The organism is Pseudomonas sp. RtIB026 (assembly GCF_016861355.2).
GTDB lineage: Bacteria > Pseudomonadota > Gammaproteobacteria > Pseudomonadales > Pseudomonadaceae > Aquipseudomonas > Aquipseudomonas peradeniyensis.
In genome coordinates, this window is the sequence record NZ_AP023348.2 from 3,530,530 (window position 1) to 3,546,594 (window position 16,065).

Here is a 16,065-nt window from a genome sequence, read left to right on the forward strand (position 1 = left end):
CAGTGCTTGCGTACCAGGTCGCGCCACTCTTCAGGAACCTGCAGGAGCGCGGCGTTGCGCTCCTCGCGGGTCTTGAGCTGGAGGATCTGGGCTGCGTACTGCCTAGGCCGCATAGCGCTTGTCTTCCGGTGGTGTCGGAAGTTGCAGCTTCAGACGTTCTGCCAGCCAGGGAATCCCGGCCTGCTTCACGCGGGTCGACTCGCTGTACTGCATCCCTGCTTTGGGATGGAACCACTGCCCCTCCTTCGTCCGCAGGTATTCGCGGTCCCGGGTGGGGTAGCGGGGCAGGTTGCGATCGTTCAGCAGTTCGTTCTCGCGCATCCGGCTGATCAGCTCGTTGCGGCTGATGCCGAACAGCTTGGCGGTTTGTGCCAGGGTACGTTCCATGGTCGCCTCCTATGCTGCGTCAGCGAGCGCTTGCTCGACTGGGGGCATGTCGGCGGTGTCCAGCTGGCCGTTGGCGATCGCTTCGAGGTGACCCGCGATCTTTCTCGCACTGGCGAGGCTGTTTGCTGGCAACGTCAGCGTGTTCACCGTCGAGCCCATGCGGATCACCACATTGAGCTGGTCGAGATAGACCTCCGTCTGCAGAGTGGCCTTGGCGCGGGCACCGTTCGCCTCGTCGCGGAGGATGTGGGAGAACTGCCCGGACAGGTTGGTCTGCGCTTTGAGGCAGCTGAAAGCGCTATGGCTCAGTGCGTAGCTCATGCTGCGTGCCCCCCATCGTCTGGGGCCGCTGGGCGGATGGTGGGCGCTGTCGTGGGGCGCTTGGTGGCGCCAAACGCGCAGCCGTGTTGCCGGGCTAGGCGGCGGATTTTGAAGATCAGATCAGTTGATGCGGCGGCCGGATGGACGTGCAGTGATGCAGTGGTGTGCATGGTGGTGCCTCACTCTGTGGTGGAAGAGTGAGGCAAATATCACGCACCGTGCTTGCTCGTGTCAACACAGATCGTTTTATTTTTTCGAGGTGTGCATGAACCGTGATGATTTGAGGATGCCGCCAACCAGATGGATGTGCTCAATTTCTGCCTCATCGACATGGATCGGCGCATGGTCAGCGTTGACGCTATCGAACCGGTACATTCCGTCGCGCAGGTAGATGAACTCCTTAATCATGGTTCTGCCGTTCGATGTTCTGACCAGCACCTCGTCGCCGCTGTAGTACCTCTTGCTTGGCTCCACAAGCACGTATTCCCCGTTCTTGATCCTCGGGTGCATGCTGTCCCCTGTAACCTTTAAGCCATAGGCATCAGGGTCATCGCTATGGATGTTGAGGTATCCATCGCCATGCCCTGTGGGAAAATCCAGGGCTTCGAAGTATCCGTCAGTCCCTAGTTGTGCATAGCCTACTACCGGCACCGCGCCCTCCAAGGCCCGTCTTGCGAATGTAATGTTGACGCTGGGCGGCGCTTCAGTCGGGGCGGAGCCCGGCAGCAATTCTCCCAAGGTGATGTTCAGCGCGCTCGCCATCCTTTCAATGTCTGCGAGATTGGGCTCTCTGATGCCCCGCTCATAGTTGCCTATGCGGGATTGAGATTCCCAGCCACATGCGATTGCCAGTGATTGCTGGCTCAGGCCCTTGGCCTTGCGGAAGTGCTTTATGCGTTGTGCGAGTGTCTTCATCCCTGATTTTTATCACGTACTGAAATGTTTTTTTTGCACTAACCGTGTTGATTAGTCCACGGTCCGTGTTATCTTTGTCAGCGAGTCAACCGGAGTCTTCGTTATGAATCGTATCGCTGAGATAAGAAAAAGCGCTGGTATCAAGCAGAGGGACCTGGTTGCTCGGTTGGGATGGACCCAAGCCCGATTGAGTAACTATGAGTCTGGGCTTCGTATGCCGGGGCTAAGTGAGTGCCGTGCTATCACTGCAGCCCTGAATGACTTGGGCGCGGAATGTGCGCTGGATGATGTTTTCCCGCCCGAGATGGACGAGCCGCGAGCGGCATAGGCCGCATACAAAGAAAAAAGGCGACCCGAAGGTCGCCTGATTTCTCCCGGTGGCACCACCACAGTGCTACCGGGCCGTGTTTAGGGTGGGAGGGCACACCACGTAACCGCTCACCTTGTACACGGGGTCCAGGCATTAGTGCCTGGAGGTGCCGCCTTCTCCACCACAGATTGGGCGGCGGGGCCGGGCCAGTCCATTGGGCTGTTCCGGCAGTGACTCTCTCAAGCCACGCGGCGAGTGTAACACCACGGCTCGCCGCCGACACTGGCAGCCTTTGTGGCGTAATGCCATGTGTCAAAAGAGGAGGCGTGTGATCGCCTCCATCACTCGGCAGTAGCACCACGATGCTGCCGGGATGCGTGATAGGTCGGCGGGCACACCACATAGGTCCAACTACCTTGATCGCACCACCCAGGCACGGAGCTTGGGTACCGCCTCCTTCACCACGGGAGGCGACAGTTTCGCCAGGGGCTGTCGATGGAACGATGCCCCGGCAGGAGGCCGTATCAGCCCCTCGCTGCCCGGCTACTTACTCTCTCAACGCTATGCGGCGCATGCAACACCACTGCCCGCCGCAGGCACTGGCTACTGACAAGGACATATGCCATGAGCCGAATCGCAATGAGCTGCCCTGACCGCGCCAAGCGCGAAGTGCTGCCGCTCGAACTCGCGCTGTACCACTCTGTACGTGATTACCCAGGCGGTGCAGCTGCCATCGCCGCTACCACTGGCCGAAACGCCACCACCCTCCAACACAAGCTGTCTCCCACCCATCCTACCCATACCGTCAACGTTCAAGAGTTCAGCGAGATCCTTGAGCTGACAAAGGATCCGCGCATCCTCGACTCGGTACATGCCCTGGTTGGTGACACCATCTGGCAGGAGCTGTCGGACGCCTACACCCGTGACATCCCCGAGACGCTGACCATGGGCCTTGCCGAGTTCTTCCGGCAGGTTGCCAACTTGTCCGAGACCTGGGCGCGCAGCATTGGCGACGGAAAGGTCGACGATCAGGAGCTGGCCGAGATCCAGCACCAGGTATTCCGAGGTATCCAAGGTTTACTCGGCATGTATCGCCGGGCCGAGTACGTCAACCAGACCACTCGGGGGGCGCGCCGTGGGTGATGTAATCGACCGGGCGAATGATCAAGCTCAGTGGCACAACGACACCGCAATCGCGGCGGCTGCGAAACGTCGGGCGCGGGTACTGCCCGTGTCCCTTTTGGACTGCGTTGATTGTGAAGAGCCAATTCCCGAAGCCAGGAGGGTGGCAGAGAAGGGCTGTGCGCGTTGCATTGAGTGCCAGCAGATCCATGAGGGGCGGGGGGCTCGGTATGCTCGATAAGGTTCTTGATCAGCTGCACGACTACGGTCTGCAGCCTGAACAGCCCCTGATCTTTGGCAAGCTGACCCGCTGCCGCACCCAGGATGACAAGGGCAAGGAAAAGAACGGCTGGTATGTCCTGCATGAACACCTGACCGAGAAAGGGCAAACCTTGATCTTCGGCAGCTTCGGTGACTGGCGTCTTGGCGAAACGCAGAAGGTGAAGACCGATGGTCGAGGGCTGACCCCGGACGAGCGTGAAGTGATGCGGGCCCGGCAGGCTGACGCCAAGCGGCGTGCAGCGGAGGTCGCCGCCAACGCGGCACGTCGTGCGGGCAAGCGCGCCGACGCACTGTTCAAGCGCATGCCCGAGAAAGGGCGGAGCGCTTACCTTGACCGCAAGCAGGTGGTCGGCTTCGGGGTTCGTTATGCCCCGAAGTCGGGCGCGGTGCTCGTCCCGATGCAGAATGCACAGGATGCCATCGTCGGCCTGCAGGTGATTTATCCGACGGTCCAAGAGGACACCGGCCGCGATAAGTCCTACTGGCCGCATGGCATGGCCAAGGACGGGGCTTTCCACATGATTGGCGGTCACCCCGAACCAGGCGAGCCGGTGCTGGTGTGCGAGGGATACGCCACCGGCGCTAGCCTGCACATGGCGACCTCCCAGGCGGTGGCGATCGCCTTCGATGCGGGCAACCTGATGGCGGTCGCCAAGCACATGCGCGAGCGCTTCCCTGGTCGGTCCATCATCATCTGCCGCGATGACGACTGGAAGACCAAGCGGCCTACGGGCGAGCCCTGGAACCCTGGTGAGGAAAAGGCCAACAACGCGGCGGTGGTGGTCGGTGGCCAGGTGGTCGGCCCGATCTTCTCGGTCGAGCGCGAAGTGAAGTGGACCGACTTCAATGATCTGCACTGCGCCGAAGGCCTCGAGGCCGTGCGTCGGCAGGTCACCGCGGTGATCAAGCCACCTGCTACTGGTGGTTGGAAAGACATGCTGGCCAGGACCGAGAGCGGTGCCATGATCGCCCACATGCAGAACGTCGAGCTGATCCTGGCCAACGACGAGCGGTGGAGCGGGGTGATCGGCTACAACGCCTTCAGCTCGAAGATCATGCGTCTCCGTGCGGCGCCTTATGGCGGCGTGCCGGGGGAGTGGAGCGACATCGACGACATGCGTGTGATGAAGTGGCTGGCTCAACAGGGCCTGCGCGTTAAAGCCTCGCATGTGGTCGAGGCAGTCAGTGTTGTGGCGCATGACAACGCCTTCCATCCGGTGTGCACTTACCTGGCCAAGCTTGAATGGGATCGCGTTCCACGCCTGGAGCGCTGGCTGCATGAGATCTTCGGCGTCCCCCGGAACGAGTACAGCGCCAAGGTCGGGAAGCGCTGGATGATTTCGGCGGTGGCGCGTGTCATGAAGCCCGGCTGCAAGGCGGACGCGGTGATGATCCTTGAGGGGGCGCAGGGCGCGGGCAAGTCTTCGGCCTTGGGCATTCTTGGGGGGGAGTGGTTCATGGACACGCCGTTCACTCTGGGTGACAAGGACGCGTTCCAGGCGATCCGGGGCAAATGGATCGTCGAGCTGGGCGAGCTGGACAGCTTCAACAAGGCTGAGAGCACCAAGGCCAAGCAGTTCTTCTCGGCCTCCATCGACACCTACCGCGAAAGCTACGGGCGAAGAACGAGCGACGTGCCACGCCAGTGTGTTTTCGCGGGTACCACGAACCAAGATGAATACCTCAAAGACGCCACGGGTAACCGGCGTTATTGGCCGGTCGCCTGCGTCAAGGTCGATCTGGAGGCGTTGCGCCGGGTCCGCGATCAGTTGTGGGCCGAGGCCATGTTCTGCTACCAGGCCGGTGATATCTGGTGGGTCACCCGCGAGGAGGAAGAACTGTTCACGACCGAGCAGGAAGAGCGCTTCGTCGTCGATGAATGGGAAGGCCCGATCCTTGAGTGGCTGGAGGCATCGCAGGTCGGGGAGACAGTCACCGGTAGCGAAGTGCTGGGACAGGCGCTCAAGCTGGACCCCGGTCACTGGGGCAAGCCTGAGCAGATGCGTGTGGGGTCGATCATGCACCGCCTGGGTTGGCGGCGTCGGCGGCTTGCCGCGTTGCCGAAGAGCGGCAAGCGGCCCTGGGCGTATCAGAAGCCCGAGGGTTGGGGCCGCACCAGTCCCCTGGAACAGCAGGCTCCAGCACCGAAGGAGGAGTGCTTTTGATCAAGCACATCGATGAGATGCTGAAACTGTGGGCGCAAGAGCTGCATGCGCCGGAGCCCTGTCATTCGGCGGGAGGTGTTGGTAGCATGCTCGGCCTGTTGATGGAGTGTAAAGGTGATCTGGTGCGCGGAACCCGAGGCAGCAAGGTGCTGCTCGATGAGTCTGCGGACATCGAGATCATAGTGAACAAGCATCTGACACCGGAGCTTTACCTGGTGGTTAATGAGCATTACTGCAACGCTGACAGCGAGCTGTACCAGAAGTACCAGCACTGTGGGTGTAGTCGCGATACGTACTACAAGCGCTTGCATGAGGCGCACGTCTGCATCGCAGGCTTGCTGATGGGGAGTGCGGCATGATTCGCCTTCCGTGGTCCCACCGTCCAGCCGCTGGACTACCATGCTTTTCGCAGGTCATCCACACTCAAGCCCGTGCAGGTCGCGGGCTGTCCCACTGTCCCGCCATCCACCCGCAGACGCACACGTAGGGCGCATGTAGCGCGTTACGCGCGCATTGCGCGCAGCGTGCTTTAAATCTCTCTCTTTACACGGGAAAGGGTTAAAACAGTTAGACGGTGGGACAGCCCTTTAAATTCAAGGGCTCCACAGTCCCACCATTACCGCTAGCCTTGGGACCTATGGGGCAACACCAAAGTGAAGCTAAGCCGGGGTGGTGTATTCCCCCGACATTCTCCAGACATTCCCCCTGCGTTACCCCCTTATTGCGGGGTGGCATTAAAACTCGCTTGCTGCCACCGGAATCGACCTGTAAAAAGTACCCATCTTCGAGACGTGCGGGCGCACAAAGCAGCTCGCCACACACCAAAAACCCCGGCCCTGGCGCCGGGGTTTTTGCATTTGGGGGAAGGGATGAACAGCGAGCAACAAGCCTTGGCCGAACTGCCAATCTGGATGGTGATTGTGTTGTCCCTGGTCGGCGGCGTGTCGGGGGAGATGTGGCGGGCGGACAAGGCGGGCGCTCGCGGTTGGGGGCTGGTTCGCCGGTTGGCCTTGCGGTCGGGTGCCTGCGTCACCTGCGGGTTGTCGACCAACATGTTGCTGTATGCCAGCGGCATGTCGGTATGGGCATCGGCAGCGATTGGCTGCCTGACCGCGATGGCCGGTGCCGACGTGGCGATCAACCTGTACGAGCGCTGGGCCGCCAAGCGGCTGGGCCTCGGGCAAGTGGCGCCGCAGGCAGGCGAGCCGGGTCAGTGACCCGCCCGGAATCCTGGGTGGGGCCGGGGACCCTGGCGATATGGACGGGGTACGGGACCGGGAACCCGCGATTCTTTGTTAGCGGACGGTTCACCCGCTTAGTGAACTGCGGTGAACTGGTTAACCCCCTGAATTCATTGGGTGAACTGGACTTTTCGACATGACCCATCTGACGAAATCGGAGTTCGCCGCTCGCAATGGATGGTCGAAATCCTACGTTTCCAAACTGGCCAAGCAAGAACGCCTGGTGCTGACTGCCGACGGCAAGGTCGACGTCGAAGCCACCGAGCTGCTGCTGGCCGAATCGGCGGATCCGGCTAAGGCGCCCGTCGCGGCCCGGCATGAAGAAGCCCGGATAGAACGCGACGTGCGCAGCCAGCTCCAGCCAGGCCGCGACACACCTGCGGTGCAGCAGGCGGATCCGGCGCCGGGCAGTGGCCACAACTTCCAGCGGTCGAAAGCCCATCGCGAATTCTACCTGGCGCAGCTGGCCGAGGCCGAGTTCCACAAGGTTCAGGGCGACTTGGTCGAGCGCAAGGCGGTGGAAGACGCGGCCTACGCCGCCGGTCGGATGCTTCGCGACCAGTTCTTCGGCCTTGCACCCCAGCTCGCTGCCGAGCTTGTGGGGATGGACGATCCATGGGACATCGAGAAGCACCTTGCCACCGCGTTCCGCCGCGTATTCACCGAGGTCGACAAGATGAGCAGTGCCGACCTCGACCGAGCCATCACACAGAGCTGAGCCTATGCCCACCGGATACGCAGACGGTGCCAAGGTGTTCCGCGAAGCGTATTGCCGAGGGCTGACGCCTGACCCCGAGCTGTGGGTAGACGAGTGGGCGGACGAGTACATGCGGATCCCGCGTGATACCGGCGCCGCCGAGCCCGGCAAGTACCGCACCGCGCGTACCCCGTATGCCCGCGAACCCATGCGCTGCCTGTCGCCTGCTCACCCCTGCAAACGGGTGGTGACCAAGGTTGCATCGCAGCTGATGAAAACCCAGATCGCCCTGAACTGGATCGGCGCACTGATCCACATGGCGCCTTCCAACATCCTGACCCTGCTGCCCAGCCTGGCCCTAGCCAAGCGGGTGTCCTCGCGGATTGGCAAGACGATCGACGCAACGCCAGAACTCAAGGCGCGCGTGGCGGCTAACCGTTCCAGGGATGCCCGCAACACGATGGACACCAAAGAGTTCGAGGGTGGCACGCTGTACGCCACCACCGCTGGCTCGGCTGCCAACCTGTCGGAGCTGTCCGCCCGCTACGTGTATGGCGATGAGGTCGACCGCTGGGACGTCGACGTCGACCAAGAGGGCGACCCGATCAAACTGGCCGAGGCGCGGGGCAGTACCTTCGGCCGCAACGCCAAGTTCTATTTCTCCAGCTCGCCGCTCATCAAAGGCGCTTCGCGGATTGACGACCTGTTCCTGATGGGGGATCAGCGGCACTACTACGTGCCTTGCCCAACGTGCGGGACGATGCAGGTCTTGAAGTGGGATCGCCTGCTGTACTCGCCTGACTTCAGCCGCGTGCACTACCAGTGCGAAGGCGCCGACTGCGACGTGCTGATCGAAGAGCATCACAAGGCCGATATGCTGGCGAAGGGCGAGTGGCGTGCCCACGCCCAGGGCGACGGCGAAACGGTGAGCTTCCACCTCAATGCACTGTACGCCCCGCTCGGCTGGCACTCTTGGGCCATGCTGGCCCGCGAGTTCGAGGAGGCCAAGCGCGCCCAGGACCGCGGCGACCTTGAACCCATGCAGGTGTTCTACAACACCCGTCTGGCCGAGGTCTGGGATAGCGCGATCGAGCAGACCAAGGCCGAGGTGCTACAGGCCCGTGCGCTTCAGGAAGACTACGTGCTGGGCACCTTGCCCGTGGGGGCGCTTGCGCTGACGGCCTCCGTCGACGTCCAGGCCAACCGCCTTGAGCTGATGGTCATGGCTTGGGGCACCGGCATGGAGCGCTGGGTGGTCGATCACCAGGTGATCCCTGGCGACCCGGCCGACGAGCGTACCTGGGCTCTACTGGATGACCGCCTCAAGATCCGCTACCGGCACCCTTGCGGCGTCAGCCTGGGGATCCTGGCTACCGGCATCGACTCCGGCGGCCACCACACGCATGAGGTCTACCAGTTCACCCGCGTGCGCCGCTGGCGCAACGTCTTTGCGCTCAAGGGAGCAAGCAAGCCGGGCCGGCCAGTGATCGCCCAGCGCCCGTCGCAGGTGGACGTCACTTGGAAGGGCCAGACCGAGCGCAACGGCGCTGAGCTGTGGATCGTTGGTACCGACACGGCCAAGGACTGGATCTACAACCGCTACAGCTTTGAGACGGGGCCGGGCGCGCTGCACTTCGCCAAGGACCTGCCGGACGAGTTCTTCCAGCAGTGCGTGGCCGAACGCAAGATCGCCCGCTACGTGAAGGGCTACAAGCGGATTGAGTGGGTCAAGAGCAAAGCCGAGCGCAACGAGGCGCTTGACCTCATGGTGTACAACCTGGCCATGGCCAACTTCCTCGGCCTGCACCGTTATGGCGAACAGGACTGGGACAAGCTGCGGCAGGCGCTTGCTCAGGCCAGCCTGTTCGACCAGGGCGAGCAGCCTCCAGCCCGGCCCCAGGCCAGCGAGCCAGATGCCGACGACCAGGACGAAGAGGTCGAGCAGCCGGCATCGGCACCGATCAGGCGCGCCGATCCGCCAACACCGCCGGCTCCGCGAGCCGCGCCTCAACCTATGCAACGCCGCAGCTCCAGCAGCGGCTACCTCAAGAGACGCTGACATGGCCTACACAAAAGCACACCTCGACGCTGTCGAGCGGGCGATTGCGCGCGGTGAAAAGATCGTTCGTTACTCGGACCGCACCGTGGAGTATCGAACGGTTGACGAGCTGATCAAGGCCCGAGACCTGATTCGCACCGAGCTGGTGAGCGCCGCAGGGCCGCGCTCGCGCGTGACCCGTGTCTACCATGGGGGCAAGGGACTGTGAGTGGACGTTATCTGTCCCTTGGCCGTTCGGGCATCCTGGTGCCCGAACGGATCAAGGCCAGCTACGAAGGCGCCGCCGAGGGACGGCGCTCATCAGGGTGGGATGCGCCGGACACCGGCGTGAACAGCCTGATCATGCCGGCCTTGCGCAACCTGCGTTCCCGCTCACGGAGCGCGGTCCGCAATGACCCCTATGCCGCCAACGTCATCGACAAGCGCGTCAGTAACCTGATCGGCACCGGCATCACGCCGCATCCGCGGTTGCTCGACAAGGCGGTCCGCAAGGCGATGCAGGAATTGTGGGAGGACTGGGTCGATGAAGCGGACGCCGATCAGCTCACCGACTTCTACGGCCAGCAAGCCCTGGTGGCGCGTACCGTGGAGCAGTCAGGCGAATGCTTTATCCGCCTGCGTCCGCGTCGTCTGGAGGATGGCTACGCGGTGCCGCTGCAGTTGCAGTGCCTGTCGCCGGAGTTCGTCCCCCATGACAAGTTCGAGGTAACCCGCTTCGGCAACGTTATCCGGGCCGGGATCGAGTTCAACGGCATGGGCCGGCGCGTGGCGTACTGGTGCTATCGCAATCACCCCAGCGACAAGTCCACGCTGAATGCTGGCTATAACCAGTTGGTGCGGATCCCGGCCGAGCAGATGTTGCACGTGTTCGAGCCGCTGGAGCCTGGCCAGTTGCGTGGGGTACCGCGTTTGGCGCCGGTGCTGAAGCGCCTGCGCAGCCTGGACAACTTCGACGACGCGGTGCTGTTCCGCCAGGAAGTGGCGAACCTGTTCGCAGGCTTTGTTCGCAAGCCTTCTCCAGACGGCCCCCCACAGATCGACCCGCTGACCGGTGCGCCGGTCAAGTTCGACCGCGATGGCTTCACGCCGATGGTGGGGCTTGAGCCCGGCACGATGCAGGAGCTGCTCCCTGGTGAGCAGGTCGAGTTCTCGGACCCGCCGGACGCGGGCAACAACTACCCCGACTTCATGCGGCAGCAGCTGATGGCTGCAGCGGCAGGATCGGGGCTGCCCTACGAGCTGATGACCGGCGACATGCAGGGCGTGAACGATCGGGCGATCCGTGTGGTGCTGACGGAGTTTCGACGCCGGCTGGAGCAGCTCCAGTTCCAGGTATACGTCCACCAGCTGTGCCGGCCAGTGCGCAAAGCCTGGTTGGACATGGCGGTGCTCGCCGGTGCACTCGATCTGCCGGACTACTCACTGCGGCGCCGGGAGTACCAGCGTACCCGTTGGGTGCCGCAGGGCTGGGCCTACATTCATCCGGTTCAGGACGTGCAGTCCCGCATGTTGGAAATCAAGGCTGGGTTCGCCTCGCGTGGAGAAGTGTGCCTGCGCGGCGGTACCGATGCCGAGGTGGTGGACGAAGAGAACGCTGCCGATCTCGCCCGGGCGAAAGCTCTGGGCCTCAGTTACAGCACTTTGTCGGCGGTCGGTGATGACCCCGAGGAGAAGGAGAAACCATGAAACCGTTGAAGCCGTTGATGCCATTCCGCATCTTCAACAAGGTGCCCTCGGCGCCGAAGGTCGAAGACCAGCACTGGTACAAGATCAGCGCAGCGGTCGAAGGCGAGGGCGCAGCCAACACCGAGCCTGTCCCCATCGAGATCTACATCTACGGTGAGATCGGTGGCTGGGGCATCACCGCGAACGAGTTCATCAAGGATTTGAAGGCGATCGACGACGGCGTGTCGCCGGTCGTGGTGGCGTTCAACACCATTGGTGGTGACCTGTTCGACGGCCTGGCCATTCACAACGCGCTGAATCGCCTTGGCGAGCGCTGCACCGCGCGTATCGATGCACTGGCCGCCAGTGCAGGAAGTGTCGCGGCCTGTGGCGCCCACCGCCTGGTCATGGCTTCTAACGCCATGCTGATGGTGCACAACCCGTGGACCTGGACCAGCGGCGATGCCGAGGACCTGCGCCGCGTCGCTGACGTCCTGGACCAGACCTTCGAAGCCATCATCGCGGCGTACCGGGCCAAGGCCCCAGACATCGACGACGCCGAGCTGCGCCGCATGGTCAACGATGAGACCTGGCTGACGGCTCAGGAAGCCTTGGCGCTGGGCCTGGCTGATGAGGTGGGCAACGGGGTCGAGGTCAAAGCCTGCCTGGCGCAGGGCGCAGCGATGAAGCGGTACCGCCAGACGCCGCAGGCGCTGCTGGATCAGCTGGCCGATCAGACGCCGGACGATGACCCAGCAACTCCTCCTGAAGCAACCCCGCCGGATCCAGCAGCCTCCACGGTGCTGGCGCTGATGATCACCCAGGGCTGCGCTAAGGCCGGTATCAGCAACCTGGCCGAGACCCTGATCGCCTCCACCAAACTGACCGACCAGGCTACGGTGCAGGCTGCGCTGACACGGGCCAAAGGTGTTCACGACCTCTGCGTCGCGGCGCGCTTGCCCGAGCTTACGGCGGAGTACGTTAACGCCGGCCTGGAGCCTGATGCGGTGCGGGCGCGCCTGTTCGAGAAGCTGGTCAGCTCCGGCAAAGGCTTTGAGATCGACAACAGCCTGCCACCGGCTGACGACGAACCGGAGAAGGTCAAGGCGCAACTCCCCAACCCATCCAATATCTGGGCTGCCCGCCGGCAGGCCGCCAACAAAGGAGCACGACCATGAGCAACATCCAGCTGGAGCCGGTTCACGCCGGTGAGTTCCTGCTTTCCGAGGGGGCGGGCAAGATCTCCCGCGAAGCCATCGACATCGCAGCTGGCCCGGCCCTGGTCGCTGGGCAGGTGCTGGGGCGACTCGCCGCGAGCGGCGAGTTCACCGCCTATAGCCCCGCGGCGGAGGATGGTAGCGAAAACGCCGTCTGCATCCTGTTCGCCCCACTCGGCGAGTCGGACACTACCCGCCGCGGTCGCGCCGTGGTGCGGCTGGCCGAGGTCACCGAGGCCCTGCTGACAGGCGTCGATGTCGATGCTGAAAAAGCCCTGGCTGCGCACTTCATCATCCTGCGCTGACCTCACCCTCCGTTTTCCCCCAACCCCGCCCCGAGCGGGGTTCTTACTTTCTGGAGTACCCCATGGCCGAGATCGCCATTTTTCAAGACGATGCCTTCAGCGTTGCGGCCCTGACCGCAGCCATCAACGAACAGGAATACGTTCCCGGCCGCTTGGCCGCGCTGGGCCTGTTCCGCGAAGAGGGTGTCCCGACCCTGACCGTGCAGATCGAAAAGGACGGCGATACCCTCGCCCTGGTGCCGGCGGGTGAGCGCGGCACTTCCGGTCTGGTGGTCGGCGGTAGCAAGCGCAGCCTGATCCCGCTCAACACGATCCACCTGCCTCAACGTTTCGCGATCAAGGCGGACGAGATTCAGGGCATCCGTGCTTTCGGCGCCCTGACAGAGCTGCAGGCCGTCCAGGCCGTAGTGAACAAGCGCCTGAGCAAGGCCCGAAGCCAGCTCGACGCCACCCACGAGTTCCACCGCATGGGGGCACTCAACGGCAAGGTGCTCGATGCCGACGGCACCTCGGTGCTGTTGGACATTTACAAGGTGTTTGGCGTGTCCCAGCAGCGGCTGGCGATGGGCCTGAACGATCAGGAGTCGAACGTTCAGGCCCAGTGCGTGGATGCCTTGGACATGCAGGAGGATGCTCTTGGCAACGTCACCACTACGGGCGCGCGTGCATTCTGCGGCAAGACCTTCTGGAAAAAGCTGATCGCCCACAAGTCGGTGGTCGACACTTACAAGGGCAGCCAGCAGGCCGCATCGCTGCGCGGTGATGGGCGTGAGTCGTTCGAGTTCGGCGGCATCAGTTGGGAGCGCTACCGCGGTAAGGTGGGCGGCAATGCTTACGTCCCAGACGACGAAGCCCGCCTCGTGCCCGAAGGCGTCTCGGACTTGTTCCTGTCGGTCTACGCGCCGGCGGACTACATCGAGACCGTCAACACCGAGGGGCTGCCGTACTACAGCAAGATCGAAGAGATGCCGTTCGGTAAGGGCATCGATGGCGAAGCCCAATCCAACCCACTCCACATCTGCACCCGGCCGCGTGCCGTGCTGCGCCTGACGCTCTGATCATGGCCTTCCGGGACCTGATCGACGAAGTGGATGACACGGTGTTCGATGTCCTGGGCGATCGCGCCCTGATCGATGGGCGCGAAGTGCAGGGGATGTTCTCTGCACCGTGGCTGCAGCCGAAGCTCGGCCGCATCACCACGTCGCTGCGGGAGCCGCACCTGGTTATCCGCGTGAAGGACAACGCCGGGGTCGAAGCCCGGCAGCGGGTAGAAATCGACCTGCCGGCGGAGGACGGCGGCGGCGCGTACACGATCGCCAGCGTCGAGCCAGGCGGTGACGGGCTGGTGGCCCTGGTGCTGAGGAAATCGGTATGAGCGTCGGCAGCTATCACAAGGTGTCCTCCGGTACCGGGATGATCACCCTGCAGGCGCTGCCTCAGCAGGTCGCACAGTTTGATGAGTTCGCGGCGCTGGCCCCCAAGGCCATCGCCAAAGCTCAGCGTCGAGCGATCAACAAGACCCTGCGCTGGCTGCGCACGCATGTGGGTAGGGCAGTCGCCGTGCAGGAGCGGATCGCCGTGGCCTCGGTTCGTCAGCGCCTGCGGGCCTATCCGGTGGGCGGTGATGGTCGCGGCAAGCTGTGGTTCGGCCTTGACCCAATCGCAGCAAGTCGCGCGGGTCGGCCACGGCAAACCCGCAATGGGGTCTCGGTGGCTGGGCGCCGCTATCAGGGGGCGTTCTTCAAGGCGGTGTACGGGAGCAACCCCGATATCTGGATCCGCACGGCCAGCAAGCATTTCAAGGCGAGCGACTACCCGGCCAGCGAAGTGTCAGGGGCCGGTGGGGCCAGCTCCGGCTGGATCGCCGAGAACGGCAGTCGCTTTCCGTTGGCCAAGGCGATGATCTCCCTGGAAGACGTGAAGCCGCACTTCGAGTCGTGGACACAGAAGGCTCACCAGCGGCTGCTGGAGGTCATGAGGCAAGAGCTCAATTACGAGCTGCAGAAACTGTTGGGGAGGGTTGGTAATGGCTGAGGATCCGATCCCACTTGATCGCTTGTACGCCGCGATCGAGGCGCACATCGCCGAGGCGCTGCCTGCATTGGAATACGTCGGCACCATGCCTGACCGGCTTGATCGGATTGCGATCCCCGCAGTGGTGATCGAGTTGGTCGAGTGGGAGCCGGGGCCGGACCCTGGTACGGGCGAGGCTGGGGTGGAGGCGCGTTTCGAGGCGCGCGTTATTGTCGCGGGGGAGGAAGACTTTAGCCTCCGTATCGCCGCGTTCTCGGCGGCCCAGTTGACCGTGTTGCTGCGTATGCAGACATGGGGCATCGAGATCGAGCAGGCCAAGTTCGTCCGAGCAGCACAGGACTGGACGCGGCCTGAGTTGGACGGTTACGCGGTCTGGGTGGTGGAGTGGACCCAGATCATTTATCTGGGCGAGGAAGAGTGGCCATGGCCCAGGCAGCCACCGGGCACACTGGTACTGAAGGTCGGCCAGGACGCTGAGCCCGTCAGCCCGGAGGAACTGTCATGAGTTACGCATCCGCCATGCACGACCGGATGCTGGCCAGCCTGGTGATCCCCTGCCGGGTGGTCGCCGTCGACCTGGCCGCCGCGATGGTGCGGGTGTCGGACGGCAGCGGCTGGACCAGCGCCTGGGTCCGCTGGCACAGCCAGGCCGCTGGTAAGGCACGCCACTGGCGGGCGCCGAGCCTGGACGAGCAGGGCGCGCTGATCAGTCCCAGCGGCGAGCCTGCCCAGGGCACGTTCGTGCCGGGGCTGTACGGCAACGCCGGCCCGGCGCCGGACAACCGCGACCATGTCGAGGTCTGGCGATTCGACGACGGTGGCTCCCTGGTCTACGACTGGCAGGCCAAGACTTACACGATCGAGTTGCCCAGCGGCACGGTCACGGTGAAGGTCGGGGCCTCCCAGGCGGTGCTGACGGACGACGCCATCACGGCCCAGTCCTCGAGCATCACCGCTCAGGGCGACACGATCACGCTGACCGGCGCGGTCACGATCAACGGAGCACTGATGGTCACGGGTGACATCAACGGCGGGGGCCGGATCATCGACACCGCCGGCAACACGGCAAACCACAAACACTGACCAGAGCCCGCCTAGTGCGGGCTTTTTCATGCCTGGAGGAAAGCATGGCCAGAACACAGACAGTGCCTGATGAGGGCAGCGAAGCGGCGCCGGTACCGCACGGGCCGGTGACTTTCATCGATCAGGAGTACACCCGGCGCAAGTTGATTCTGCCCGACTGGGTGGAGCTCGAGGTGGTGCAGGGCCGGGTCACGATCAAGGGTGATGACGCGGTGGGCCTGGCCTACATGCGTAACCGGTCCGACTTCAAGGAGGCCTGACC

Annotated in this window: 21 protein-coding genes; 18 read left to right on the forward strand and 3 right to left on the reverse strand. The window is 63.4% G+C overall.

Annotation, left to right across the window (positions count from 1 at the left end):
• Nucleotides 1–102 precede the first annotated feature (102 nt).
• The 3 genes from PRtIB026_RS15850 to PRtIB026_RS15860 all read right to left on the reverse strand — a co-directional run bounded on the left by PRtIB026_RS15850 (nt 103) and on the right by PRtIB026_RS15860 (nt 1,623).
• Entirely contained in the window at nt 103–387 is a 285-nt protein-coding gene (locus tag PRtIB026_RS15850) for a phage antirepressor KilAC domain-containing protein (RefSeq protein WP_203646586.1), read from the reverse strand.
• Nucleotides 388–396: 9 nt separating this feature from the next.
• Nucleotides 397–708, reverse strand: coding sequence for a hypothetical protein (locus PRtIB026_RS15855; protein ID WP_203646585.1), 312 nt, complete (start codon nt 706–708; stop codon nt 397–399).
• 246 nt (nt 709–954) lie between these two features.
• Nucleotides 955–1,623, reverse strand: coding sequence for an XRE family transcriptional regulator (locus tag PRtIB026_RS15860; protein ID WP_267812470.1), 669 nt, complete (start codon nt 1,621–1,623; stop codon nt 955–957).
• 103 nt (nt 1,624–1,726) lie between these two features.
• On the opposite strand from PRtIB026_RS15860, the gene PRtIB026_RS15865 reads away from it, so the two are divergent.
• The 18 genes from PRtIB026_RS15865 to PRtIB026_RS15950 all read left to right on the forward strand — a co-directional run bounded on the left by PRtIB026_RS15865 (nt 1,727) and on the right by PRtIB026_RS15950 (nt 16,063).
• Nucleotides 1,727–1,951 carry a helix-turn-helix domain-containing protein gene (locus PRtIB026_RS15865; RefSeq protein WP_125858024.1) on the forward strand — a complete coding sequence of 75 codons (225 nt, stop codon included), beginning with the start codon at nt 1,727–1,729 and terminating at the stop codon, nt 1,949–1,951.
• A gap of 606 nt (nt 1,952–2,557) precedes the next feature.
• Nucleotides 2,558–3,076, forward strand: a complete 519-nt coding sequence (locus tag PRtIB026_RS15870) for a phage regulatory CII family protein (protein ID WP_203646583.1) — start codon at nt 2,558–2,560, stop codon at nt 3,074–3,076.
• Between the two features lie 142 nt (nt 3,077–3,218).
• Nucleotides 3,219–3,296, forward strand: a complete 78-nt coding sequence (locus tag PRtIB026_RS15875) for a hypothetical protein (protein ID WP_244671011.1) — start codon at nt 3,219–3,221, stop codon at nt 3,294–3,296.
• Nucleotides 3,286–5,502: a VapE domain-containing protein gene (locus PRtIB026_RS15880; protein ID WP_267812473.1), complete on the forward strand. Its 2,217-nt coding sequence runs from the start codon at nt 3,286–3,288 to the stop codon at nt 5,500–5,502. The genes PRtIB026_RS15875 and PRtIB026_RS15880 overlap by 11 nt, the downstream gene beginning before the upstream one ends.
• Complete coding sequence (locus tag PRtIB026_RS15885) at nt 5,499–5,861, forward strand: hypothetical protein (protein ID WP_203646580.1); 363 nt, start codon at nt 5,499–5,501, stop codon at nt 5,859–5,861. Before PRtIB026_RS15880 ends, PRtIB026_RS15885 begins: the two co-directional genes overlap by 4 nt.
• A 510-nt stretch (nt 5,862–6,371) precedes the next feature.
• Nucleotides 6,372–6,719, forward strand: coding sequence for a phage holin family protein (locus tag PRtIB026_RS15890; protein ID WP_203646579.1), 348 nt, complete (start codon nt 6,372–6,374; stop codon nt 6,717–6,719).
• Nucleotides 6,720–6,879: 160 nt separating this feature from the next.
• Nucleotides 6,880–7,461 (forward strand): terminase small subunit, encoded by a 582-nt coding sequence (locus PRtIB026_RS15895; RefSeq protein WP_203646578.1) that lies wholly within the window; start codon nt 6,880–6,882, stop codon nt 7,459–7,461.
• 4 nt (nt 7,462–7,465) lie between these two features.
• Nucleotides 7,466–9,499, forward strand: coding sequence for a phage terminase large subunit family protein (locus PRtIB026_RS15900; protein ID WP_203646577.1), 2,034 nt, complete (start codon nt 7,466–7,468; stop codon nt 9,497–9,499).
• A gap of 1 nt (nt 9,500) precedes the next feature.
• Nucleotides 9,501–9,707 (forward strand): phage head-tail joining protein, encoded by a 207-nt coding sequence (locus PRtIB026_RS15905; RefSeq protein ID WP_203646576.1) that lies wholly within the window; start codon nt 9,501–9,503, stop codon nt 9,705–9,707.
• The gene (locus PRtIB026_RS15910; RefSeq protein WP_203646574.1) at nt 9,704–11,185 is read left to right on the forward strand and encodes a phage portal protein; all 1,482 of its coding nucleotides are present in this window, start codon (nt 9,704–9,706) and stop codon (nt 11,183–11,185) included. Before PRtIB026_RS15905 ends, PRtIB026_RS15910 begins: the two co-directional genes overlap by 4 nt.
• Nucleotides 11,186–11,190: 5 nt before the next feature.
• Nucleotides 11,191–12,342 carry a head maturation protease, ClpP-related gene (locus PRtIB026_RS15915; protein WP_203652652.1) on the forward strand — a complete coding sequence of 384 codons (1,152 nt, stop codon included), beginning with the start codon at nt 11,191–11,193 and terminating at the stop codon, nt 12,340–12,342.
• Nucleotides 12,339–12,686, forward strand: coding sequence for a head decoration protein (locus PRtIB026_RS15920; RefSeq protein ID WP_203646572.1), 348 nt, complete (start codon nt 12,339–12,341; stop codon nt 12,684–12,686). The genes PRtIB026_RS15915 and PRtIB026_RS15920 overlap by 4 nt, the downstream gene beginning before the upstream one ends.
• Nucleotides 12,687–12,748: 62 nt before the next feature.
• A complete protein-coding gene (locus tag PRtIB026_RS15925) occupies nt 12,749–13,744 on the forward strand; it encodes a major capsid protein (protein WP_203646569.1) in 996 nt (331 codons plus the stop codon).
• Nucleotides 13,745–13,746: 2 nt separating this feature from the next.
• Entirely contained in the window at nt 13,747–14,061 is a 315-nt protein-coding gene (locus tag PRtIB026_RS15930) for a head-tail joining protein (protein ID WP_203646566.1), read from the forward strand.
• Nucleotides 14,058–14,720, forward strand: coding sequence for a hypothetical protein (locus PRtIB026_RS15935; RefSeq protein WP_203646564.1), 663 nt, complete (start codon nt 14,058–14,060; stop codon nt 14,718–14,720). Before PRtIB026_RS15930 ends, PRtIB026_RS15935 begins: the two co-directional genes overlap by 4 nt.
• Complete coding sequence (locus tag PRtIB026_RS15940; RefSeq protein ID WP_203646563.1) at nt 14,713–15,225, forward strand: hypothetical protein; 513 nt, start codon at nt 14,713–14,715, stop codon at nt 15,223–15,225. The genes PRtIB026_RS15935 and PRtIB026_RS15940 overlap by 8 nt, the downstream gene beginning before the upstream one ends.
• The gene (locus PRtIB026_RS15945) at nt 15,222–15,803 is read left to right on the forward strand and encodes a phage baseplate assembly protein V (RefSeq protein ID WP_203646560.1); all 582 of its coding nucleotides are present in this window, start codon (nt 15,222–15,224) and stop codon (nt 15,801–15,803) included. The genes PRtIB026_RS15940 and PRtIB026_RS15945 overlap by 4 nt, the downstream gene beginning before the upstream one ends.
• A gap of 44 nt (nt 15,804–15,847) precedes the next feature.
• A complete protein-coding gene (locus tag PRtIB026_RS15950; protein WP_203646558.1) occupies nt 15,848–16,063 on the forward strand; it encodes a hypothetical protein in 216 nt (71 codons plus the stop codon).
• The last annotated feature ends 2 nt before the right edge of the window (nt 16,064–16,065 follow it).

What these genes read in the sequence shown, in the direction of transcription:
- PRtIB026_RS15850 (WP_203646586.1), bottom strand. Translation starts at nt 387, where the DNA reads ATGGAACGTACCCTGGCACAAACCGCCAAGCTGTTCGGCATCAGCCGC.
- PRtIB026_RS15855 (WP_203646585.1), bottom strand. Translation starts at nt 708, where the DNA reads ATGAGCTACGCACTGAGCCATAGCGCTTTCAGCTGCCTCAAAGCGCAG.
- PRtIB026_RS15860 (WP_267812470.1), bottom strand. Translation starts at nt 1,623, where the DNA reads ATGAAGACACTCGCACAACGCATAAAGCACTTCCGCAAGGCCAAGGGC.
- PRtIB026_RS15865 (WP_125858024.1), top strand. Translation starts at nt 1,727, where the DNA reads ATGAATCGTATCGCTGAGATAAGAAAAAGCGCTGGTATCAAGCAGAGG.
- PRtIB026_RS15870 (WP_203646583.1), top strand. Translation starts at nt 2,558, where the DNA reads ATGAGCCGAATCGCAATGAGCTGCCCTGACCGCGCCAAGCGCGAAGTG.
- PRtIB026_RS15880 (WP_267812473.1), top strand. Translation starts at nt 3,286, where the DNA reads ATGCTCGATAAGGTTCTTGATCAGCTGCACGACTACGGTCTGCAGCCT.
- PRtIB026_RS15890 (WP_203646579.1), top strand. Translation starts at nt 6,372, where the DNA reads ATGAACAGCGAGCAACAAGCCTTGGCCGAACTGCCAATCTGGATGGTG.
- PRtIB026_RS15895 (WP_203646578.1), top strand. Translation starts at nt 6,880, where the DNA reads ATGACCCATCTGACGAAATCGGAGTTCGCCGCTCGCAATGGATGGTCG.
- PRtIB026_RS15900 (WP_203646577.1), top strand. Translation starts at nt 7,466, where the DNA reads ATGCCCACCGGATACGCAGACGGTGCCAAGGTGTTCCGCGAAGCGTAT.
- PRtIB026_RS15905 (WP_203646576.1), top strand. Translation starts at nt 9,501, where the DNA reads ATGGCCTACACAAAAGCACACCTCGACGCTGTCGAGCGGGCGATTGCG.
- PRtIB026_RS15920 (WP_203646572.1), top strand. Translation starts at nt 12,339, where the DNA reads ATGAGCAACATCCAGCTGGAGCCGGTTCACGCCGGTGAGTTCCTGCTT.
- PRtIB026_RS15925 (WP_203646569.1), top strand. Translation starts at nt 12,749, where the DNA reads ATGGCCGAGATCGCCATTTTTCAAGACGATGCCTTCAGCGTTGCGGCC.
- PRtIB026_RS15930 (WP_203646566.1), top strand. Translation starts at nt 13,747, where the DNA reads ATGGCCTTCCGGGACCTGATCGACGAAGTGGATGACACGGTGTTCGAT.
- PRtIB026_RS15935 (WP_203646564.1), top strand. Translation starts at nt 14,058, where the DNA reads ATGAGCGTCGGCAGCTATCACAAGGTGTCCTCCGGTACCGGGATGATC.
- PRtIB026_RS15940 (WP_203646563.1), top strand. Translation starts at nt 14,713, where the DNA reads ATGGCTGAGGATCCGATCCCACTTGATCGCTTGTACGCCGCGATCGAG.
- PRtIB026_RS15945 (WP_203646560.1), top strand. Translation starts at nt 15,222, where the DNA reads ATGAGTTACGCATCCGCCATGCACGACCGGATGCTGGCCAGCCTGGTG.
- PRtIB026_RS15950 (WP_203646558.1), top strand. Translation starts at nt 15,848, where the DNA reads ATGGCCAGAACACAGACAGTGCCTGATGAGGGCAGCGAAGCGGCGCCG.